The sequence below is a fragment of the Peribacillus sp. P4_B1 genome (assembly GCF_056402395.1).
In genome coordinates this window covers 1-23,771 of the sequence record NZ_JBFUHM010000027.1, presented here as the reverse complement: position 1 = coordinate 23,771, position 23,771 = coordinate 1, and the positions used below count along the sequence as shown (strand labels likewise).

At 39.0% G+C, this 23,771-nt stretch carries 17 protein-coding genes and 1 pseudogene; 17 read left to right on the top strand and 1 reads right to left on the bottom strand.

Annotation, left to right across the window (positions count from 1 at the left end; all coding sequences use genetic code 11):
• Positions 1–443: 443 nt before the first annotated feature.
• From AC1DVK_RS16010 to AC1DVK_RS15970, 9 genes are all read left to right on the top strand, one after another.
• Entirely contained in the window at positions 444–3,254 is a 2,811-nt protein-coding gene (locus AC1DVK_RS16010; RefSeq protein WP_477626889.1) for a bifunctional metallophosphatase/5'-nucleotidase, read from the top strand.
• Positions 3,255–3,307: 53 nt separating this feature from the next.
• Complete coding sequence (locus AC1DVK_RS16005; protein WP_477626888.1) at positions 3,308–7,639, top strand: endonuclease; 4,332 nt, start codon at positions 3,308–3,310, stop codon at positions 7,637–7,639.
• A 212-nt stretch (positions 7,640–7,851) separates the two neighbouring features.
• The gene (locus AC1DVK_RS16000; RefSeq protein ID WP_477626887.1) at positions 7,852–8,091 is read left to right on the top strand and encodes a hypothetical protein; all 240 of its coding nucleotides are present in this window, start codon (positions 7,852–7,854) and stop codon (positions 8,089–8,091) included.
• Between the two features lie 360 nt (positions 8,092–8,451).
• A complete protein-coding gene (locus AC1DVK_RS15995) occupies positions 8,452–9,486 on the top strand; it encodes a PTS sugar transporter subunit IIC (RefSeq protein ID WP_410862691.1) in 1,035 nt (344 codons plus the stop codon).
• A gap of 47 nt (positions 9,487–9,533) precedes the next feature.
• Positions 9,534–10,196: an L-serine ammonia-lyase, iron-sulfur-dependent subunit beta gene (gene sdaAB / locus AC1DVK_RS15990; protein WP_061465145.1), complete on the top strand. Its 663-nt coding sequence runs from the start codon at positions 9,534–9,536 to the stop codon at positions 10,194–10,196.
• 40 nt (positions 10,197–10,236) lie between these two features.
• The gene (gene sdaAA, locus AC1DVK_RS15985; RefSeq protein WP_061465143.1) at positions 10,237–11,112 is read left to right on the top strand and encodes an L-serine ammonia-lyase, iron-sulfur-dependent, subunit alpha; all 876 of its coding nucleotides are present in this window, start codon (positions 10,237–10,239) and stop codon (positions 11,110–11,112) included.
• A 66-nt stretch (positions 11,113–11,178) separates the two neighbouring features.
• Complete coding sequence (locus AC1DVK_RS15980) at positions 11,179–11,379, top strand: hypothetical protein (protein ID WP_477626886.1); 201 nt, start codon at positions 11,179–11,181, stop codon at positions 11,377–11,379.
• A gap of 237 nt (positions 11,380–11,616) precedes the next feature.
• Positions 11,617–11,775, top strand: a complete 159-nt coding sequence (locus AC1DVK_RS15975) for a YuzK family famiily protein (RefSeq protein ID WP_472673206.1) — start codon at positions 11,617–11,619, stop codon at positions 11,773–11,775.
• Between the two features lie 164 nt (positions 11,776–11,939).
• Positions 11,940–12,482: a DinB family protein gene (locus tag AC1DVK_RS15970; protein WP_477626885.1), complete on the top strand. Its 543-nt coding sequence runs from the start codon at positions 11,940–11,942 to the stop codon at positions 12,480–12,482.
• A 159-nt stretch (positions 12,483–12,641) separates the two neighbouring features.
• Here AC1DVK_RS15970 and brnQ read toward each other — a convergent pair whose 3' ends face one another.
• Positions 12,642–13,976: a branched-chain amino acid transport system II carrier protein gene (gene brnQ / locus AC1DVK_RS15965; protein WP_061465140.1), complete on the bottom strand. Its 1,335-nt coding sequence runs from the start codon at positions 13,974–13,976 to the stop codon at positions 12,642–12,644.
• 238 nt (positions 13,977–14,214) lie between these two features.
• Between brnQ and AC1DVK_RS15960 the strand changes: the two genes are divergently transcribed.
• From AC1DVK_RS15960 to AC1DVK_RS15925, 8 genes and pseudogenes are all read left to right on the top strand, one after another.
• Positions 14,215–14,781 (top strand): hypothetical protein, encoded by a 567-nt coding sequence (locus tag AC1DVK_RS15960; protein ID WP_477626884.1) that lies wholly within the window; start codon positions 14,215–14,217, stop codon positions 14,779–14,781.
• Between the two features lie 1,029 nt (positions 14,782–15,810).
• Positions 15,811–16,518 carry a DNA alkylation repair protein gene (locus AC1DVK_RS15955; protein WP_477626883.1) on the top strand — a complete coding sequence of 236 codons (708 nt, stop codon included), beginning with the start codon at positions 15,811–15,813 and terminating at the stop codon, positions 16,516–16,518.
• Positions 16,519–16,769: 251 nt separating this feature from the next.
• Positions 16,770–18,083: an HAD family hydrolase gene (locus AC1DVK_RS15950; RefSeq protein ID WP_477626882.1), complete on the top strand. Its 1,314-nt coding sequence runs from the start codon at positions 16,770–16,772 to the stop codon at positions 18,081–18,083.
• A 266-nt stretch (positions 18,084–18,349) separates the two neighbouring features.
• A complete protein-coding gene (locus AC1DVK_RS15945; protein WP_477626881.1) occupies positions 18,350–18,871 on the top strand; it encodes a hypothetical protein in 522 nt (173 codons plus the stop codon).
• Between the two features lie 184 nt (positions 18,872–19,055).
• Positions 19,056–19,298 (top strand): hypothetical protein, encoded by a 243-nt coding sequence (locus AC1DVK_RS15940; protein WP_328132097.1) that lies wholly within the window; start codon positions 19,056–19,058, stop codon positions 19,296–19,298.
• A 596-nt stretch (positions 19,299–19,894) separates the two neighbouring features.
• The gene (locus AC1DVK_RS15935; protein ID WP_477626880.1) at positions 19,895–20,443 is read left to right on the top strand and encodes a hypothetical protein; all 549 of its coding nucleotides are present in this window, start codon (positions 19,895–19,897) and stop codon (positions 20,441–20,443) included.
• 320 nt (positions 20,444–20,763) lie between these two features.
• Positions 20,764–21,222 (top strand): GNAT family N-acetyltransferase, encoded by a 459-nt coding sequence (locus tag AC1DVK_RS15930; protein ID WP_477626879.1) that lies wholly within the window; start codon positions 20,764–20,766, stop codon positions 21,220–21,222.
• A gap of 654 nt (positions 21,223–21,876) precedes the next feature.
• Positions 21,877–22,320, top strand: a pseudogene (locus tag AC1DVK_RS15925) (SMI1/KNR4 family protein); the annotation flags it as partial.
• Positions 22,321–23,771: the final 1,451 nt, after the last annotated feature.

Below are 23,771 nucleotides of genomic sequence, written 5' to 3'. Positions count from 1 at the left end.
ATATCTACTTTTCCTTTAGTAAAGACGGTTTAACGATCAAATAATACTACTGCAAGTAACCAGAGCTAACAAAGGGATACTCTCCTTTTTTGGTCAATTGCAAATTTAGGTATAAAGACCAAAGGTGGTTTTATTAAGGAGTGATACTATTTTACTACTGAATAATTTTATTGATATATCATCTTTAAGGTAATGGGTATTTTGGGGTGATTATAATGATAATATTCTGTTAAAATTCCACTTTAGATTGTAAATTTGTTTTAAAATTGGATTTTTTTGTTGTAATATAGGATATACACGGATCTTTAGAGGAAAAAAGTAGGGGGATTTGTGTATAAGTAATTAAATTTATCTAGATTCAATTTTTTGAAAAGTATGTTAACTCTATGGGTATGTTAGCAATATGTTATATCAGTATAGAACATATGGGAGGCTTAACTATAATGGGGAAAAAGAAAATCGTAAAAATTGCAACAGCTACCATAATGGCTGCGACAACGATCGTAGCAGTAGCACCTGCACCATCAGATGCTGCCACTAGCCTGAATAGTAAAATCAAAACGGCAAAGGCCACTATCAAAAAACCATTCGACACCTATTTCTACTCTTCTAAACTCGCTTCCGTGTCCACTGTTGAGAGACAAATCAAGTCAGCAAAACAAGCAAAAAAAGACATCAACTCTACCATTAAAAAATCAATGTTAAGCAAAAAAGAAAAAGATGCCAAATACAAAGAAATCGAAGCTTATGATAAGTACATCACTCGTTCAGAGGGATATGTAAAAGGGTATAAAGCGGCAGAAAAAGCAAAGGCTGCCAATGATAAATCGATTAACGCCCTGACGAATTCAATCATTGCCAAGAAATCAAATGAGATCAGGGATCAATACAATGCATTGGATAAAGCTGTGAAAAAGACAGACAAAGCCATTAAAGATACGGTTTACGGTGCGAAAATCGAAAAGCTTTTATACGATAAATTCACTAAATCGACCAAAACAGCTTTGAACGGTGACCTGAAAGTGCCGTACTACTATGAAAAAGTTGCTTACTGGGTGACGAAAGGTGATTTAAAAACCGCAGACAAGCGGATGAATACCGTTTCTTCGCAGTTGAAAAAGGTCAGCAAAACATCCAAACTCGGAAAAGCCATACATGCTTATGTGAAAGAAGTGAAAGGCAAGTATGATGATGCGGTATATGCAGAAAAGAAACAAGAAGTGGCAAAACGGGTAAATGCCTATGTAGCTCTTGCCAATGGGGAACTTAAAACGAAAGAACAGATAAACGCAGCTAAAAAAGCGAAAGCTGCCATCAATTTAAATGGAATCAAGGAGTCTGACCGTAAGGATTTTCAAGCTAAAATAGCATTGGCGGATCAGAAAGTTGCCGCTGCTGAAGAAGCTTTGAAAAATCCAGCGAAGGCAATCACGCTTTCCTTGATGCATACGAATGACACGCATGCCCACTTGGACAATGTGGCCAAAAGGGTGACAGCTGTTAAAGAAGTGCGTAAGAGTAAGCCGCAAGCTATTTTGGTTGATGCTGGTGACGTATTCTCGGGAACACTCTATTTTAATGAATTCAAAGGCCAAGCGGATCTTCGCTTCATGAATTTAATGAAATACGACGTCATGACATTCGGGAATCATGAGTTTGATTTGGGATCAAGCGCTGAGGGGCATCAAGCTTTGGCAGACTTCATTAAAGGGGCACAGTTCCCATTTGTCAGTTCGAATGTGGACTTCTCCAAAGATGATAAATTTAAGGGACTATTCTCGGACTTGATTTCAAGTAAGCCGGAGCAAGGGAAGATATACAATGGAATCGTAAAACAAGTGGATGGTCAAAAGGTGGGTTTCTTTGGGCTTACAACTGAAGAAACGAAAGATATCTCAAGTCCTGGAAGTATAGAATTTGAAAACTATCTTAAAGAAGCCGAAAAAGCGGTCAAGGCGTTCAAAGGCATGGGGGTTAATAAGATAGTTGCCGTATCCCATATTGGTTACGATGACAATCCAGCTTATGACAATGATTTAACATTAGCTGCCAAGGTCAAGGGCATCGACGTGATTGTGGGCGGACATAGCCATACGCAGTTAGACGCTCCCGTTGTTATTGACAAGGATGATAAAGGGAAAACGAAAGAGCCGACTGTCATCGTTCAAGGGTATCAATATAGCGACTATTTAGGAACGATCGATGTGAATTTCGATAAGGAAGGCAAGATTGTCGGACAAGCCGGACAGCTGATTAAGCTTTCTGAAAAACAGGATGATGCCGAAGCGGCAAAAGTTCTCGAAACATACTCCTCGAAGATTAAGGAGCTGAAGGAAACGAAGACTGGTGCATCAGCTGTGAAGGCATTGGAAACCCCGCGTGATGCAGGAGATGCAACGAAACCGAGTGTTCGTAAAAATGAAACCGAACTGGGAAATTTAATTACGGACGGAATGCTTAAAAAAGCAAAAGAATTTAATAAGGATGCGGTCATTGCTTTCCAAAATGGCGGGGGCATCCGCGCTGGCATTGATCAAGGTGAGATCACTTTAGGGGAAATCCTGACCGTTTTACCGTTTGGGAATACGCTGGCAACGATGAAGCTTACGGGTGCAGAAATCAATGAAGCATTAGAGCATAGTGTAAGCCTCGCTCCTAAGGAAAATGGCGGCTTCCTGCATGTATCAGGGATGAAATTCAGCTACGACAGTTTGAAGGAACCAGGCAATCGGGTGACAAAGGTTGAAGTCCTGGGACAAGATGGAACATATTCCGAATTGGATGCAACGAAGGAATATGTCGTGGCGACCAATGCATTTACAGCTAAGGGCGGGGATGGATTCTCCGTTTTCAAGAAGGCTTATGAAGAAGGAAGAGTGACGGATATCGGGCTCGCTGATTGGGAGAATCTACGGGATTATGTAAGCGGGCTGAAAACTGTCGATCCAAGCATTGAAGGACGCATCAAAGATGTGGCCGGAAACTCTACAGACCCGACTTTGGTATTGGCTAAAGACTTTGGCGGAACGGCTGATGCGCCAAAAAAACATGAAGGTAATGTAGTTGTGGATATCACGGATATCGCTTCATTGGAAAATGCAGTGGTTAAAGGGAATCTTACATTAACAGGAACTCCATCAGATAGCTTTGCCTTTTCAAATGTTACAGTCGAAGGCAATTTGGATTTATCGGGGCTTAACGGTAAAACCGTGAGCATGAACGGTGTCACGGTGAAAGGCGAAACCATTTTTTAAGCGGTATTCAAATGATTGCTGCACCTACGTAAAAAGTTGGAGGGGTTGAGATCTTGAAGAAGAATGGGATATGCAAGCTTTTCTTTGCCATATTGATCGTGCTATCAACGGTTTTGCCATATGCTGCCGCTGCAAAAGCGGAAGGGACAATAACGGTAACGGAAGCGATTAATAATAACAGCGGAACGGCAACGGTGAAGGGATACATCGTCGGCACAGCTAAAAGCGGTACAAGCTATCAACATACATCGCCTTTTACTGAAGGTACGAATATAGGTATTGCAGATAGTCCGGATGAAAAGGATGTAAAGAAAATCATGCCTGTTCAGCTTCCAGCCGGAAATATCCGAACGGCTTTGAATCTAGTCGAACATCCGGATTTACTCAAAGCACAGGTGACGATTACGGGGAAGCTGGAAAAATATTTTTCAGTACCAGGTCTGAAATCAGCAACGGATTACACAATCATCACTGATGGAGGAACACCTCCTGAACAGCCTGATGTGAAGGTTCTGGAATCCATCGCCGAGGCCCGCACGAATACGGAAGATGTTGTGCAGGTTGATGGGGTGGTCACCACAGGGCTTGGATATTGGGGAGGAAAAGGCTTTTATATTCAAGATGAAACGGCTGGGCTATATGTATATGGTTCTTCATGGCCTGAGGATGTAAAGCAAGGGGATAAGGTTCGTTTAATCGGACAAGTATCCGCTTATAATAAGGAATTACAAATTCAACCAACTTCCCTTAAAGTCGTTTCTTCTGGGAATGAACTTCCTGAAATCCAAAAAATTGACGCGGCTGGCGTCAATGGGGAAACACAAGGTGAGCTGGTCACCATTGAAAAAGCGACCATTACAGAATTGGCCGCATCGGGAACATATGGAACATTCGAATTCAAGGCGGCAGATACTAAAGGGAACTCTGTTATCGTTCGCCATGATAACCGGAACGGGTCGAATTATGAAGATTTCCTGAAGAGCTTTAAAGAAGGGGATGTCATTTCCGTAACCGGAATATCATCGCAATTCAATGACACGTATCAACTGAAGCCACGTGGTCTTGAAGATTATGAACTGGTGAACAAGCCAGCAGTTTACACGGATATTTTCCCTGGTACGGTAAGTGAAAATACAAAAGTATCACTTGATTCGGGTTGGGAAGAAGCGAAGATCCATTATACGCTGGATGGATCCACTCCGACGTCTTCAAGTGCTGTGTACACAGAACCTATCATTTTAACGAAAGATACGGTCATCAAGGCAATCGCTATCAACGACAAGACATCGGAAGTTTTCACATTTGCCTATACCGTTAACAAAACCACTGAAGTGAAGATTCGTGACATTCAGGGGATGAATCATTTTTCATCTTATGAAACTCAACTCGTCTCAGGTGTGGAAGGTGTCGTCACTTATGTAAAAGATGCGAATAACTTTTACATGCAAGATCCCAACCCGGATAAGGACTTAACGACTTCCGAGGGAATACTTGTGTACAACAAAGCGCATGGCCTAAAAGCGGGCGATCATGTCAAAGTGGCCGGTAAAGTCGTTGAGTGGTATGTCGAAGGATACGCTGAAATGAAAACGACGGATCTGCCAACAACTGAATTGACTAATACGACGATTGAAAAGCTTGGCACTGCAGCGATGCCAGAACCGATCGTCATTGGAAAGGATGTCATTCCGCCGTCTGAGAACATCGATGATGATAGATTGACAGACTTCAATCCGACTGAAGACGGCATTGATTTCTATGAGAGTTTGGAAGGGATGCTCGTAGAAGTATATAACCCGAAAGTGGTCGCTCCTCAAGACTATGGTGAATTGGTCGTGATCCCAGGGAATATGGAAACGAGCACTGCAGTTAGAGGTGTCAAAATAACGGAAACGGATTTCAATCCTGAAAGAATAACCCTCGATATGGATGATGAATCATTTGTGGCGAAAACTGGTGATTCTTTTGAAGGCTCGGTTACGGGTGTCATCAGTTATGGATATAGCAACTATAGGGTATTGACGGATAAAAATAAGCTGCCGGCGCTAAAGGATGGCGGAACGGTTCGGGAAGTGACTTCCCTAGAGAAGGATTCCGATAAACTATCGATCGCTTCCTATAATATCGAGAATTTCTCCACTCAAACCGCTAACTCGAAAGTTGAGACGATCGCAACATCCATCATTACTAATCTTAAACAACCCGATATCATCGGCGTAACGGAAATGCAAGATAATGATGGTGCAACAGATAGCGGGACAACGGATTCTGCTCAAAGTGCCAAGAAATTGACCGACAAAATAAAAGAGTTGGGCGGCCCGCAATATCAATTCATCGATATCGCTCCAGAAGATAAACGTGATGGCGGGGCACCTGGCGGGAATATCCGTGTAGGCTTTTTATACAATGTCGACCGTGTCAAATTAACGGAGGGAACGAAAGGAACGGCGACTCAATCCGTTGCCTTCAAAGATGGAAAACTTACATTGAATCCTGGACGAATCGAGCCTACAGATCCTGCCTTCACTTCGAGTCGGAAGCCTTTGGCCGCTCAATTCGAATTTAAAGGGGAAAATGTAGTGGTGGTGGCCAATCATTTTAATTCGAAGGGCGGCGATCAGCCACTATTCGGGAGAAACCAACCTCCTTTCCTTTCAAGTGAGACGCAAAGGCTTCAAATTGCCTCCATCGTCAATCGGTTCGTCAGTGATATCAAGGCACAGGATGCCAAGGCGAATATCGTCTTACTTGGAGATTTTAATGATTATGAATTTTCAGCTCCGCTTAAAACATTAAAGGGTAAAGATTTAACTAACATGATCGAGAAAGTCCCTTTTGAAAAACGTTATTCATACACATATCAAGGCAATTCACAAGTACTGGACCATATCCTGGTATCGAATAATATGGCGGCAGCCACGAAAGTCGATATTGTCCATATTAACTCATCCTTCATGGAAGTGCATGGAAGGGCAAGCGATCACGACCCTGTATTGATTCAAACCGCTTTAACTGAATCAGGGGGAGTTGAACCCGCTGCTCCGGAAAAAACGTATCATTTAACAAACGTTAAAACAAAAAGGCTTACAATTGCTTCACCTAGTGTTTTGATCGATCTTGACGAAACATCCAACATCGAAGAAGGTATCTGGTTAAAAGGTTCCTATGCTGTACTTAAAGGCCTTGGGCTGAAGAATGCAACTGTGGCTGTCAAACCGGATAAGGAAGGCGCAATCATTGATTTTGGAGGCATGGCGGTGAAGGAAGTCATCATTGATAACGCCAATGTAAAAGAAATCAGGGGCGCTGAAAATGTTCAGAAATGGTCTGTAACGGAAGGTGTCGACACTAAGAATATCAAGTTTTTCGATTCAAAAGGGGAAGCAATTGCTTCTCCTTTCGACCCTAAAGAAAATCATGCGCCCGTCGTAACGAAAAAACTGGAAAATCTTGAAGTGAAAACCGGTTCCAAGGTCACTATCGATTTGAGTGAGCACTTCTCAGATCCGGATGAAGATAAACTGACCTTTTCATCCACGATCGGTACAGTCACCGGCCCGACATTAACCCTTCCTGCAAATGAAGCTGGAACATACCTTGTCGCAGTCAAGGCCGAGGACCAGCAATCGGAAGTGGTTGCCCGTTTCACGCTGACCGTATCGAATGATAAGCCGCTTGAAGCTTATTATGAAACGGCGGCAGGAAAAACCGGAACGGAATTGAAATCGGTTCTTCACACGAAAATCAAGGGTCATACGATGTTATCTTATGATCAAGTGTGGAATGCCCTTAAAGAAACGGATGAAGATCCGGATAACAAACAGAATGTCATCTTGCTTTACTCTGGAAAGTCTATTTCGAAGAACGCCAATGGAGGCAATGCCGGACAATGGAACCGTGAACATGTTTGGGCCAAGTCCCACGGTGATTTTGGAACAAGCAAAGGCCCTGGGACCGACCTTCATCACCTCCGCCCAGCTGATGTGACAGTGAATGGTAAACGGGGCCACCTTGATTTTGACGAGGGCGGTCAAACATATAGTGGCTGTGAATGTAAGTTTGATTCAGATTCATGGGAGCCGCCGGATCATGTTAAAGGCGATATAGCCCGGATGTTATTTTACATGGCCGTCCGTTATGAAGGAAACGGTGAGTTGGATCTGGAGTTGTCCGATACAGTCAATACGTATCCAAAGCCGCTTCACGGAAAGCTATCGACACTTTTGAAATGGAATGATCTCGATCCAGTCGACGATTTCGAGAGCCACCGAAATGATGTAATTTATGACTGGCAGAATAATCGCAATCCATTTATCGATCATCCTGAATGGGCGTCCGAAATTTGGGGGGCCGCTGAATCCATGGATGTGAAAAAAGCGAGTTAGATCGGCTCTTATATTGAATGCAAGCTACACTACAGACTGTAGACAACCTCGATGAAAGTCGTGTTTGCCTATAGTCTTTTTTATTTCCAAATGAAGTTATTTTTTAATAAAACTTTTATATCGTTCGGTAAAAACATCGCAACTCTCCAAATGCACTCCTCTTTATCTCCATATAGATCCGGATTGGTCCTTATATCAAGGGAGGTATAAAAATGAATTTTATCAAACGCGCATTTTTAAGTGTACAAGCAAGAAAGGGAAAATCCCTTTTCTTATTTGCAGGATTTTCCTCGCAAAATGTTGCAGAAACAGCGAGTGATCTCACTAGAAAAAAGTTGGGAGTTGATGTATTGCCAGGATTAAATCAAGATGAGCTTCCCAAATACATTGAAAAACAGAGAGAAGAAAAACCAAATGAACCAGTACGTTTTCAATTTCAATATTCTTCATAAAGGGTCAAGCTGTTAAACTCATTATTAAAAGGTGATTTAATTATTTCAAAATACTGAAAAATCAAACATTACTTCTGCTATAAAATTTTAAAAATTTTGATAGGTATGCATACCGATATATGTTAATATGAGATATAAAATGAAAGGGTTTACATTCTGGGTGGAATAAAGATATCTTAATATAGTAAGAATTCATTTAATTCTACTCCTTATTTTTTCGTAGAGACACAGCCAACTATGGAACGAAAACAAAGGACCGATGATGTTGTTCTTTAATCGGAAAATCGCAAATGAATTAGTAGTTCGCCTATAAATATTAAGTCAAAGTATACTAACTATTCACTAAGAGGAGAGACGTTAATGGAAATTTTAAAAGGAACGGCCTTATTATTATTGGTACTTGGTTTATTTTCTTTATTCAGTTTTAAAGCCCCAAAAGGGATGAAAGCAATGGGTGCTCTTGCCAATGCAGCGGTTGCCGCTTTTCTCGTGGAAGCATTTCAGCGGTATGTCGGAGGGGATTTATTTAATATCAAATTCCTTGGAGAAGTAGGGGATGCGGCAGGTAGCATGGGAGGCGTTGCAGCGGCTTCACTTGTTGCATTAGCACTAGGGGTTTCCCCTGTATATGCTCTATTACTTGGTGTTTCATGTGCTGGTTTAGGTTTGCTGCCTGGATTTTTCGCAGGATATCTCGTTGCTTTCCTTGTGAAAGTGATCGAGAAAAAAGTCCCTGCTGGATTGGATTTAATCGTTACAATCATCATTGCAGCACCGCTCGTTCGGTTTATTGGTGAGCATTTAACGCCTTTGGTCAATGCAACGCTTTTGAATATCGGAGGAATCATTACGGAAACGGCAAACAGTAATCCAATCTTAATGGGGATCATTCTTGGCGGAGTCATCACCGTCGTCGCCACTGCACCATTAAGCTCGATGGCCTTGACAGCAATGCTTGGATTGACGGGACTTCCTATGGCAATCGGGGCTCTTGCCGTATTTGGATCATCTTTCATGAACTTTGTTTTGTTCGATCGCTTGAAATTTGGAGATAGAAGTACTACAATTGCGGTTGCGATAGAACCTTTGACACAAGCGGATGTCATATCTGCAAACCCGATTCCTGTGTATGCAACCAATTTCATTGGCGGAGCGGCTGCAGGTGTGGTCGTGGCCATGTTTGGCTTAGTGAATAATGCGACAGGGACGGCAACACCAATTGCAGGGTTGGCAGTTATGTACGGTTTCAATGACCCTATAAAGGTGACGATCACAGCTGGAATATGTGCAGTTGTGGGAGCTGCGGTTGGTTTCCTTGGCTCGATCGTGTTCAAGAATTATAAGATCAGGACCGTTTCACAAATAAGGGTGAATGAAGAGCAAAAAGCGGCATAATGAATGGCCGTTAAAAAAATCTATTGCCAGAAAAGGGGCATTGAACAATGAAATACAGATCTGCATTCGATATAATCGGTCCCGTTATGATTGGACCTTCTAGTTCACATACAGCAGGAGCTGCCAGAATCGGCAGAGTAGCACGGACATTATTTGGAAAACAACCGAAGAAAGCCATCATTTCTTTGTATGGTTCTTTTGCAAAAACCTACCGGGGACATGGTACGGATGTAGCTGTCGTAGGGGGGATTTTGGATTTCGATACGGATGATGAACGAATTCCCACTTCATTGACGATAGCGGAAGAAGCGGGTATGGAAGTTACCTTTACAATTGAGGATACGGTGATGGATCATCCTAATACAGTCAAAATCAGACTGTTCGACGAGGATAAAGAAATAGAGCTTGTTGGGATCTCCATTGGCGGGGGAACAATAGAAATAACGGAGTTGAATACGTTCAAGCTTAAATTGTCAGGTGAAAACCCAGCCATTTTAGTTGTACACAACGATGTGTTTGGAATTATATCTTCGGTTTCGACAGTATTGGCGAATCATGAAATTAACATTGGACATATGGAAGTTTCACGAAAAGAAAAAGGTCAAATGGCCCTTATGGTGATTGAAGTCGATCAGAAGATCAAGGGCGATATCATGAAAGAAATTGAGGGATTGGAAAACGTTTCGCAAGTCATAAGGATGGTTGAATGAGAATTTTTAAAAGTGTTGGTATAGATAAGGAGGTAAAAACATGTTCCGAAATGTAGCAGAGTTGGTTGAACTTGCTGAAAGTAAAAATGTAAAAATCGCGGAAATCATGATTTTACAAGAAATGGAATTCTCCGGCTTGTCGAGAGAACAGATCATTGAAAAGATGGACAGGAATTTGACGGTGATGGAACAAGCGGTGGAAAGAGGTCTGAAAGGGGTGCAATCCGTTACAGGCCTAACGGGCGGGGATGCCGTTCTTTTGCAAAATTATATCAAGACGGGCAAGGCACTCGGAGGCAATTTATTATTGGATGCCGTCAGTAAAGCGGTTGCGACGAACGAAGTGAATGCAGCAATGGGGATGATTTGTGCCACTCCGACTGCCGGTTCTGCGGGCGTGGTTCCCGGTACGTTGTTTGCCGTGAAAGAAAAACTAAACCCGACCCGGGCAGAGATGATTGAATTTCTTTTCACCTCCGCTGCCTTCGGATTCGTGGTAGCAAACAATGCTTCCATTTCTGGAGCAGCTGGTGGCTGCCAAGCAGAAGTGGGCTCGGCAAGTGGAATGGCGGCAGCTGCGATTGTAGAACTGGCCGGCGGTACACCAAGTCAAGCCGCGGAAGCGATGGCAATCACACTGAAAAATATGCTTGGATTGGTTTGTGATCCAGTGGCAGGTTTGGTTGAAGTTCCTTGTGTGAAACGCAACGCAATGGGGGCATCCAACGCGATAACGGCAGCTGATATGGCACTTGCAGGCATTACGAGCCGCATTCCATGTGACGAGGTTATCGATGCCATGTATAAAATAGGATTGACCATGCCAGTTGCACTACGTGAAACGGCAGAAGGCGGCCTTGCTGCCACTCCGACTGGACGTAAATTGGCAAAGGAAATATTCGGTTCATATAAATAAACATTCAGCCCCATTAACCAATTTGTTAATGGGGTTTTTAATTTTTGGCTCTTTTCGTAAAGATTGTTGTTTTTAAAACGAAACTATTTAAGGTTGATTGGAGCGGAAGTGCGAGACTCCTGCGGGAGCAGCGGGACAGGTGAGACCCCACAGGCGTTTATGCCGAGGAGGCTCACCGCCCGCTCCAAGGAAAGCGAGCATCTGGAGGGGAAATCAACCACAACTCACTACCTGGTAAATAGCAACAAAGTATGGAAAACAGCCTAATTTTTTAAAGAATTTGGAGAATTTTGTAATTAAAAAAGGAAAATGAAGGAAGATGGAGGGATATGGCGTTTACGTACACGGTGATAAGAACAGCTGTCAGGAAATCTGAACTATCAGTGAATATGGAGCTGTAGTAACTTTGTAAGTTATCATTTTCAATGATAAGATGAGTACGAAATTTACTTTGGAAAGGATTGATTCTTCATTAATTTTCTCGAATTAACGTACACGTCGGCAATGGAAAAAGCAATGTTTCAGGCTCATGGTATCGGCTATGCACTATATGCTCAAAAACTGGAGCAACGCATAATGGTTGAACAAGAACGGGAACAGGATTATCTACAAAGCAGGCGTATATCAGAGGAGATGAGATCCAATCTTTTTTTGGGGAGTTAATATCGATTTACTTGTCACAGATAACATAAAACGAAAAAATCAGATACAAACGAAAGAGCAATCTGAAGGTTGCTCTTTTTTCATTATTAACAGGGAATTTCAATGTAAAGAAGGAAGCAAACATTTTAAATAGAATGTATTTTTAGAAGAGGAGGATGATCCTGTTGGAGAGAAGAGCGTTAATTGTATCTGCATTACCGGAATATGAAGAAGAAATTGGGCGGTGGCTATGGTGTTTAGAAGATGTTCGCCGTACGCTTATAACGGAATTAACTGGAATCAGCCAAAATTCACTCGATTCGAAAATGGATGAAAGGCAAACGATTGGCTCGCTGTTATATCACATAGCATTGGTCGAGGCAGATTGGTTATACGAGGAGGTACTTGTTACGGAATGGGATTCGGAAATCCGTGCTTTGTTTCCATTGGAATGCCGTGCTGATGATGGCTCCCTAACACATATTGAAGGACAAACATTAGAAGAACATTTCTACCGCCTTAATAAAGTACGTCAAGTTTTTCTTTCAAACTTCCGTTCAATGAATCTAACGGATTGGCGTAAACCGAGGGTGCTTGACCAATATGACGTCACGCCTGAGTGGGTCGTTTACCATTTGATTGAACATGAATCACATCATAGGGGGCAAATTTTTCAATTGCTGAGGAAATTACGAACGAATAAGAAGATACAAGAAATGGGATTTTAAATCCTGCTATCCAGCTATAGCCGGAGCTGCCTTTATCGCAGTTTTTTTTCCAATCAATATGCAAATTACATATGTCGAGAGGACAATTCGACTACAAGAAAATAATTCGGCCTACAGAAAAAAAAGTCCAGGAATTATTCCTGGACCGATTTTATATCATTAATCAATTTGATGATTATGACCCGGACGTAAGATGCTGAAGGCATACCCAATGATTCCTCCGACTATTGCAGGGATGACCCACCCTAGCCCTGTATCGTACATTGGAAGGATTTCAGTGAAAAAATCATTGATGGATGAAATGTGAATCCCTGCTCCATTTAATCCATCCATTAAACTGATGATGAATGTTAAAAATAAGCTGCCTTGATAAACTTCAGGCCTTCCTTTAAACATGGAATGGAAAAATGTTAAGAAAATCAATACAATGGCCAATGGATAAATGGCTGTCATTACAGGTACGGAAATTGCAATTAACTCGGTTAGTCCAATATTGGCAATTATTGCACTAAATATGGATAAGCTTATTGCAATTGTTTTGTAAGGCAGCTTTGGAAATAATTTATGGAAGTACGTCGAGCACGATGTAATGAGTCCAACGCTCGTCGTTATACAAGCTACTGTGATCATCAATCCCAATAATAGCCCACCATATGCTCCAAAATAGTAATCCGAGACTTTTGCTAAGACATTTCCTCCATTATCCAAGTGTCCAAATTTCTCGACACTTGAAGCACCCATATAAGAGAGAGCTGAATAAAAGGTAGCAAGGATAACGGCAGCAATTGCGGTCGCTTTTCCACAAACGATCATTATTTGTTTTTTTGTTTTAGCACCTTTTTCTTTTATGGCATTAATGATGATGATTCCAAAAACAAAAGATGCAAGAGTGTCCATTGTTAAATAGCCTTCTTTGAACCCGTTGAAAAATGGTTGAATCGTATAGCTTTTGGCAGGTGCTTGAAAATCACCAATTGGATGAACAAAAGCGACTACCACCAGGATTCCAATGAACGTTAACTTGATGGGTGTTAAAATTTTCCCCACAATTTCGACAAATTTCGCAGGATTGAGCGAAAGAAGGCACGAAATCGTAAAAAAGATGATGGTGAAAATAAGTAAAGGCAGCGGCCCGAAACCTTCCGGCAAAAATGGTTTGACACCGATCTCAAAAGAAACGTTTCCTGTTCTTGGCATTGCAAATAATGGACCAATGGCTAAATAAAGAACGGTTGTGAATACAATACCAAACACGGGATGGACGCGGCTTGCTAATGATTGTAGATCATCTTTTCCCGAAAAACCCAGTGCCATTACACCAAGTAACGGTAATCCTACTCCGGTTACTAGAAAGCCTGCATTAGCTGACCAGATATTCGTTCCAGCTGACTGACCAAGCATTGGCGGGAAAATTAGATTTCCTGCCCCGAAGAATAGGGCAAATAACATTAACCCAATCACTACTATAAATGAAAATGGTACTTTATTAGACAAAATAAACCCTCCACGAAAAAACCAAAATTTACTATTTTGAAAAATTATTAAATTTTCTAAAAATTATATACAAACTAATATTTAAGAACGTATCGTATTATAACTAAATAAAATTGATATTTCAATATATTTTTTGTTTTTTGTTGATTTTGTATGATAAGTAATCTGCCCTCATCTTATTTTGAACAACTAAAAGCTTCTCATACCATTAATAAAATTCATTTTGGTAATAGTTGAAATGTATAAAAATGGGGTGGCTAATATAAAAAATTTCTTGGCCATTGTTTTATTTGTGCTGATTATAGGGGCAAGTGCATGTAACAAGGAAGTAGTCAAAGAAAACGGTGGGGCATCAGAGCGGAAATCTGTTAAAGAGGAAAATGTGGTCAAAGTGGAAGAGGCTGAAAAGTTATTTAAAGGCTATTATACCGCACGATATACCATCAAAGATCCAGCCAATCCGCCAACCTTTGCTGAAATTGCAGACAATGTTAAAGAATATTTATCAGAAGATGAATATAATGCCCAAATTCTTAACCGTAATTATTCAATCCCTTCATTGGTAGCCAAAGAAATTAATAAAAGCATTGTAGTGCAAGATGTGAAGCTTGAAGAACAAAGGAAAAATGAAGACGGCACAATAGATTACACATACACAACGGAATTTAAAGTTTATGACGAGAATTCATCTAAAGTTTATGAGAAAGAAGGAGAGGTCACGATAACCACCATAGATCATGAATTAAAAGTCACTCGTGATTGGAGTAGAGGGATAAAGATTGATGGTGTAGACGGTGGACTTTAATTGAAATTTTAATGAGGCGTAAGATAAAAAGGAGTGACTATATGAGTACATATTTGTTAGTTCATGGAGCATGACATGGAGAGTGTAGCTGGGAGAGGGTTGTCCCTTTGTGGCACTTGACATCAGGTATTAACCTTGGAGTTACCCGGACATGAAAAGGATAAAACTGTATCTTCCAAAGTTACGTTGGAAGACTTTACTGACCGTCTATGCAGCATTTTGGCTGTGAATCTGAACAGGTTATTTTCGTGGGTCAGAGCATGGGGGAATTGTCATAATACAGACAGCCAAATATCGTCCAATTCAATTGAACGTATATTTATGTGCCTTTCTTCCTGCAAGTGGGCAAACTTTACTTCAAATACTCGAAAATGACAAAAAGATTCGCATTAGGGTGACTAAGCATTAATGGAACTGCAAGGGTAAATTTATATTGTGGAGGGTTAAAATGAAATTCTTTAGAAGTATGTCTATAAAAGAGTCAATTAATTGGAGAAAAGGGGCAATACTTGGTTTTTACACCTATATGTTGCTATTATTTATAAACTATATTTACTTTCTAATATATGGAGTTGATCCTTTTACTTCCGTTGTAATTTTTTGGACTGGATTGTTAGTAGCTTTCGGGTACGAGTTTATCTTAAATTTAAAGTCTAAAATGAAATTAAATAAATGAACTAATAGTAATACATAAAAGGATATACCCTATTTCTTTATTGAAGCATCGCCTTATTCTTAATGAACTCCCATGAAAATTAAAAAACAAAAAATCTAGAAAAAACCACAACAATAGACCTGGTAAAACGCTTTTTATAAAAAGGATGAGCCTTGGCTGTAACAGAAGGCGTTGTTTCTTACCATCTGTTCAAGAACAAAGTGCCAACATGCATTTAGTGGATTCCTGCGTAACACTGATATGCTTAGACGGTAGTTCTGCTTACAAATGGTAGTTTGTTATAGGATAATGGTCATATATTTGATGGGTAAAATATTAGGTGAAAAACTCCAAAAAGAAGGAAGTGCTAAACGATGAATTTAGAAATGGTTATGCAGGAGCTTGAAGCCCTTGGCAAGGAACGAACTAAAAAAATATACATATCCAATGGTGCGCATGAGCCGCTTTTTGGCGTGGCTACAGGAGCTATGAAACCAATTGCAAAGAAAATAAAAATAAGTCAAAGTTTAGCTGAAGAGCTTTATTTCACGGGGAACTACGATGCAATGTACTTTGCAGGCATTATTGCAGACCCAAAAGCCATGACTGAGTCGGATTATGATCGTTGGATGGATGCTGCGTATTTTTATATGCTGTCCGATTTTGTAGTGGCTGTAACTTTATCAGAGTCAGATATTGCACAAGAAGTTGCAGATAAATGGATCGCAAGCGGTGAAGAGCTGAGAATGTCAGCGGGCTGGAGTTGCTACTGCTGGCTTTTAGGGAATCGACTAGACGTTGAATTTTCAGAAAGCAAGATTTCCAATATGCTTGACATTGTGAAAAATACGATTCACGATTCGCCAGAACAAACGAAATCCGCTATGAATAATTTTCTATACACCGTGGCGATTTCATATGTGCCACTCCATGAAAAGGCAGTCGAGACCGCAAAGGCAATAGGAATAGTAGAAGTCAAACGGGACAAGAAAAAAAGCAGTATTTTAAATGCTTACGAAAGTATTCAAAAAGCAGTTGATAAAGGAAGGCTTGGTTTTAAACGCAAACATGTAAGATGTTAAAATTAGCCGTATGAATGTAGCTCTTTTGTGATTTTTGAGCAAAACAGGCGCTTAATTGAATAGGTATCACAGAAATCCTTTTTTATAAAGTTACAATTGTTAAGAAAAGAACCATGAATAAATATTTGATTATTTTGAAAATTCGTGATAATATTTATGCATAAAAGAATCAATCGGCAATGGCGCCTGTTTCAATAGCTAATAACGAGCTATTGGGCAGGCGTCTTTTGCATTTTTTAGGGAGGGATAATATGAATAAGAGAACTAAATTAAAAGCTTTATTTGGCATGATCGTTATTTGCTTGTTTTTGTATGCTTCCTTAGGAGCGGCTGCAAGCGGAAAAGCGGTTTCGACTCCGCAAAATAGGGAGGGCCATTGTATTCAAGTGCTCGATAAAGGGAAATGGGCTCCTGACACCTATAAGTCTGTTCAAAACCTAATTGATAAGCATTGTGCTGGAAGTACAGGATACGATCCAAATCGAAAACCTTATGTTGTTTTTGATTGGGATCATACGAGTATCATGAATGATACGGAGGAGGCCCTCTTTCTTTATCAAATTGATCACTTGGCATATAACATGCAACCGGAAGAGTTTTATGAAGTGATCAAAAAGAATGTGCCGAATGGACCCTTTTCACAAGAGTTTAAAAACCTTCAAGGAAATGCGGTAACTCTTAAGGAAATCGCCGAGGATCTGAAGCGCGATTACGAATTTCTTTATTCCAACTATAATGGGATGAATGGAAAAGAGAGGTTAGAAACGCTTCATTCAACTGATCAGTTTAAAGATTTTAAAGCGAAAATGTACTTTCTGTATGAAGCCATTGGGGAAACATACGGTGTTGAAATCGGATATCCATGGGTGCTTTATTTATTTGCCAACATGTCGACCGAAGAAGTTCAGCAGCTTGCAGAGGCTTCAAATGATTATAATTTAGGGGCGGAAATGGCATCGGTGACGCTTATCAGTCCTGGGTCAATGTTAGGAAAAGCCGGTACTGTTCAAGTTACCTATAAAACAGGACTGCGTCTGGCCTCGGAAATCGCAAACTTAATGCATACTTTTATGGAGAATGGGATTGACGTTTTTGTTATTTCGGCTTCGATGGAAGAGGTGGTGGAGGTATTTTCGTCAAATCCAAAATACGGCTACGACGTTCCAAAGGAAAATGTCTTTGGGATGAGATTAAAAAAGAAGGAAGGAATTACTCAAGCAGAATATGAAGACAATTGGCCGATCACTGCTCGAGAAGGTAAGGTGGAAGTGATCGAACACGCCATCTCCAAAACGCGGGGCGGATACGGTCCGATATTCGTAGCGGGAGACAGCAGCACAGATTATGAAATGCTGACAATAAAGAGTTTGAAACTCGGTTTAATTATCAACCGCCTCAAAACAGGTGATATCGGCAAGCTTGCGAAAACAGCTGCAGAACGGATGGGCAAAAACAACCCGAAATATGTTCTCCAAGGAAGAAATGAGAATACAGGCTTATGGATACCGACTGAATACACGATCAAGCTTGGGTCAAATGAAGAAAAATTGTTGACGAATCCATAAAAAGATTCGTCCAATATTCCAGGATTAATTCTAACTTCTCTTTTCGCTATATTAGTTTTATTTTTACTAAAAAAACTAGTGCAATCTATTAGACGGTAAAACCGTCTTTTTTTTTATGTCACAGTATATATCACCTCTACAATAAGTCTTATTGAACTATCGGGGCAGGTTAGTTGAATAAAAATTTCCCAATCGAAACTCAACCAAAAACCTTTAAATGGTAAAATTGATAAAGAATTCAATTTTATAATTTAGGAGGAGTTTAGTTGAAGAAAATATTCACTATGTTATTTATAATAATGGTTTTAACAGCTTGTGGTACGAACGCATCGAACAAAGATTATAATGCGGAAACCTCTAAAGAAGAAAATAATGCCGAAACGACTAAAAAAGATACTAAATCGGAAACGACTGAACATAATTATCAATTTATAGGAGAAAGCGAACATTGGGAAGCTGTATATTCTTATGAAGCATCAGAAATATGGGGAGAAAATGATAACAAACAAACAACTCATTCTAGCAAAGAGAACTATGTATTTACATTAAAATACAAGGGGTCTTTGGAAGAGTTATCTTCCATGAAAAACCTTGAATACACATATGAAACAACTTCTTCAAGTGGAACTAAAACAGAGCAATACAATGAACCACCTAGCGAAAAAGTATTTACAACTAGTGGAGGTTCAGAAGGTGGAGCACTAGTAGGTGAAGGCGAAGTTATAAAGGTAAATGTAAAATGGGATGATTCTGAAGAGTCATTTGAACTGCATAATAAGGATAAGTAATTTAGTTGAAACTAACGGGTGCGTTAGCTGAAGATCGGAGCTGTCTTTAAAGGCAGCTCTTTCCTTATGGAACTAACGGGGCAGGATAGTTCCATAAGAAGTGTAGTCGAACTGTGACATAAAGAAATTACTAAGCACTTCCTTAATATGGTATTATCTCCTTATTACCCAAGGAGGTTTTACTTTGAAGATTATGGATCTTGACGAAAATAAGTTAACACAAATTCTTCTTATGGCTCCAATTTTGGCTAAAAACGATAATCATCTGCAAATCAAAACCGCGATGAAAGAGTATCCAATTACTCCTGGAAATAGTCTTGAGATTGAATTTGCTAAAGATTTATTTACTTTAACTACTGGGGAAATTATTAATAAGTGGTACGATGGAAACTTTGATATTACAGGTCTATTTTTTAAAAGCGACTGATTATCATAAGCCTATTAGGCTTATTTTTTACAATAATGATTCATCTTTGCTATTAATGAACAGTTTGTGTCAACTCTACAATAAGTCTTTAATGAACTAACGGGTGCGTTAGCTTAAAATCGGAACTCTCTTTAAGGCAGTTTTTTCTTTATGGAACTGCAGTTTAGTTAATGGTGAGCGCAATCAAGGTTAAAAAACTTTAATTTAGTATTGAATGTGAAAAAGCTAGTGACCTAAAAGTGATTAGCTTTTTTGTCTTATTCATACCTGTTTTTTCAATTAATTTATAATTAAAAATTCATTATTATAGAAAATACATTCATTTATCGTGCTACATTGTATTTAAATAAAATTAAAGGTTATTTTAACTTTAAGTGGTTTGTTTTCGGATATTAGTTGAACAACGTAGTGTTGAGACCTAATGCAAGGTTCTTACAGAATTAATTTAATTTTATTTAATCTATCGGGTACTTAAGTAGTAGATGGGGTTTCGGTGACAATGACCAAGTTAAGAATCTAAAAGTTATGTTATTTTTTAATTTAAAAATGAAGAAATGTAGTGTATACACTAATCTTATTTATAGGAGGACAGATCAATGAATACACGGGAAATCAAGGTCCAAAAACAAGGATGGATTCCTAAAAAGGAACGTATATGGGTAATCGTGGCGATTATTATCTCTGCTTCGATAATGCTTTGGGAACTTAAGGGACTATTACAACTTTCATTAACCACTTTACATAGCAGGCAGTTCGAACATACATTTAAAGGTTTTGGCTCCAATGCAAGAATTGCCTTATTTTTTGTACTTGCTTATTATGTGCTTCTTCGTGTTATTAGGCTTCGTATTCTGAAAGGTCAAGGCAAGGTGAAAAAATGGTTGTCCACCTTGCTGCGCTTTGCCCGAAGATGGCATACTCCGGCAGCGATTATCGCTATCGCTTTTATCATCTTGCATGCGGTAGCTGTCTTTATGCACGGCTTCAAATTTGATTTTAATAATATAAGTGGATTGCTTTCCTTGCTAGTCCTGCTTCCAGTTCCTATATCGGGAATATTTCGATATCAGAGGATGGACCGGAAGTGGCATTTGAGGTCTGGTGTTGCTTTTGCAATTCTATTTTTAATTCATTCTTTTTTATAACCAACACGTTATAAACCTTATTAGAGTCAGAGAAATAGTCTATTTTCAGGTGTAATGACGTAAATGTAACAATGGGGGAATAATAAAGTGATCGTTTCGTGACTTTTTAATAAGTGCTTCTTGGTAACTCTTTTTTTGGGAACGAGATTGTGAAGAATTATACTTAAACAAACGGGTGCGTTAGCTGAAGATCGGAGCTGTCTTTAAGGCAGCTTTTTTGTTATGCAACTATCGGGGCAGGTTAGTTCAACAAGGATAATTCACAATTTGTATAGAATATGTAGATAACAAGAAATTCAAATAAGGGGTGTGCATCATAGATGGAAATTACCATCAAAAGAACAAGTTTAACTGAAGTAGATATGTTGTTGACTATTCAAAAAAAGGCTTTTGCAGAAGACTATAAGTTATACCAAGACCACGATACAACTCCTGTAAATGAGACACCTAAGAAATTAATCGAAAATATAGAACACTATATTCATTACACAATATGGTTAAATAACAACATTATCGGTGGAATAGATCTCCGTAAAAAAGAAAATATACTGTTATTAGACAAACTATTCATAGCAAACGAATATCAAAATAATGGTCTCGGAACAAAGATAATGAAATTAATGGAGGCTGAATTTCCATTGATAAAAATTTGGCGTTTATATACTCCATATTTAAACAAAAAAAATCAATATTTTTATGAGAAATTTGGCTATGAAAAGATAGGAGAAGTTCAGCTAACTGAAAAGCTTTTGTTATTTAAGTATGAAAAATGTATGTAACTTAAGGAGAATTTAAAGTACATAAAAGGAACACAAGATGAGTTTCTTGTTGAACTAACGGGTGCTTTAGTTCAAAAAGAGGGGTTGCTTCGGCAGCCTTTTTGTTATGGCACTAACGGGGCAGTTTAGTTCAACAAGGAGTTATAATATATTAGATTCAGAAGCTTGTAAAAGTGGTGGTGAAAAGTGCATATAAATGAACGAGATCCACCTATAATAAGAGAGGAAAATTGAATTGAGCATAGATATAGGATTTCTCTTCCTTGTTCTTTTATCTCTAACAGGATTAATATTGTCCATTAGATATACTAAAGAGCAAGATAAAGAGCAGAGTGAAGTAGTAAGTGGAGCAGGAATCTTCAGTAATTTTGTTTATCTTTTGATAACTTTACTACCATTTAAGGTAAGAAAGGCGATATATATTATAGTGTGCCTTCTTATGGTCATTTTGTTTTCTATTGGTTTATGGGAAGTATCCAAGGTTTAGTTATGCAACTAACGGGTGCGTTAGCTGAAGATCGGAGCTGTCTTTAAGGCAGCTTTTTTGTTATGCAACTATCGGGGCAGTTTAGTTCAACAAAGAGATACGAATCAATAACTAACAATTTATAATTAATGTCTCAACAAATATTATTTTTTTAGGGAGTGATTTCAGTGGGGAAAATTATTTGGGAAGAGGACTGTGATTATTACAAGTTAGAACCATTAACTGATGAAATCGTTGAAAAAGCAGAAGAAAAACTGAAAATAAAATTACCACAATCGTACATAAATATCCTCAAGGATCAAAACGGGGGATATATTAAATTTAACTCGTATCCATCTGATGTTCCAACATCGTGGGCTGATGACCATATTAACGTTGACCATATTTTTGGCATAGGTCAAAAAGATAGTATATTACAAAGCGAATCTTTAATTAAAGAATGGGAAATGCCCGAAGGACTGATTTTGTTTAATGGAGATGGACATACTTGGGTTGCTTTTGACTATCGCAATGTTTCTTCAGAGCCTCCGATTGTTTTTGTAGATAACGATGATGAAAAGATTATAAAAATAGCTGAACATTTTGATGAATTTTTAGAACGTCTATATACCGAAGAATCCGAACCTTTTGATGATGTTGAACTTCAGATGAAGGAATACAGCAAGGAGGAATTTGAAATCCTTATACAAATACAACAAGATAAGGTAGAGGAAATAAGGGATGCCTTAATTCATCTATCGCAATTTGAGTCTGATGTAGAGTGGTTGAGTAAACAATTATTAAAATTATGTAATCATCCTAATGAATATTTAAGAAATGATATTGCTGACATTGTATGGAATTATTTAACGTATCAATTAGATGATAAAACAATCCAAGAATTTATAGAGGTTTTCAAAAATGATACCGATATTGGTGTACAACAGTATGCTGAGATGATTATCGAAAAACTCAACTATTCTTATGAAGATTTACAAAGGGATTTGAGTTTAGATAACAGTGTCAGTTTTTCTTTTCAAGACCACATTTATCACATTAATGAACATTCCAACCAATGGCATCTCTCCGATTATGAATTCGATTTACAATCGTTTAGAACAACTGAGGAGCTACTAAAACAGGCAACCTTGGATGGAAAGCCTTTAAAAGAAATTTGGGATAATACAAAAATATTATAGTACTTACTATGCAACTAACGGTGCGTTAGCTGATCAGATCTGTCTTTAAGGCAGCTCTTTCTTTATGCAACTATCGGTGCAGGTTAGTTGCATAAGACAAGTAGGATTAAATAAATCTATTATTGAAAAAAAAGAGTGATTAACAGAGAAAATTTTATTAAGCTAACTTGTGCTATAGTTCAAGATGTGTGGCTGCCACCACCATTATCAAATGAATTGAGGATAGAAATTGAAATGAAGAAAAATATGTTTAGTTTTACGTCAGCCATAGTTGGAGTTATGGCTCCATTACTTTTATTTGTTGCAATTGAAATAATTAAGTTTAGTGATATATTACTAATTAGTAGTTTGAGCCTGTATGGTGTTTCTATTATATGTACGATTATCGCTGTGATAAGGAAAGAACAACATAAGATGAAGTACATCCCATTCCTTACACTAATCCCCTTTACTCTTTATCAATTATTAATTTTATTGGTTTATTCATTAGGGAAATTCATAAATGGATAAACTACGGGGCAGCATTCCTGTCCTGTATTAACTGAAATACTAAAAAGTGGAGTTTGTGAAGAAATCTACTTAAACTAACGGGTGCGTTAGCTGAAGATTGGAGCTGTCTTTAAGGCAGCTTTTCCTTATGGAACTAAAGGGGCAGGTGTGCGGCCGAGCCTAGGTCGTATCATATAGCGGGTGGGATTCCCGCCGAGTAAGAACTAGCCATTCGCTCGTAGCGAGTCTTGGAGGACTAAAGGTAACTCTAGTCTTTAAGCGTAGACAGTTAGGTGGCGGGCCGAAAGCCAAATGGTTGAAGGGATTGAGCTCCATAAACGTTAGTGAACCGAGAGGGCTGATGCCTTACCTGCGTGCAGAAAGCAATATTTTAT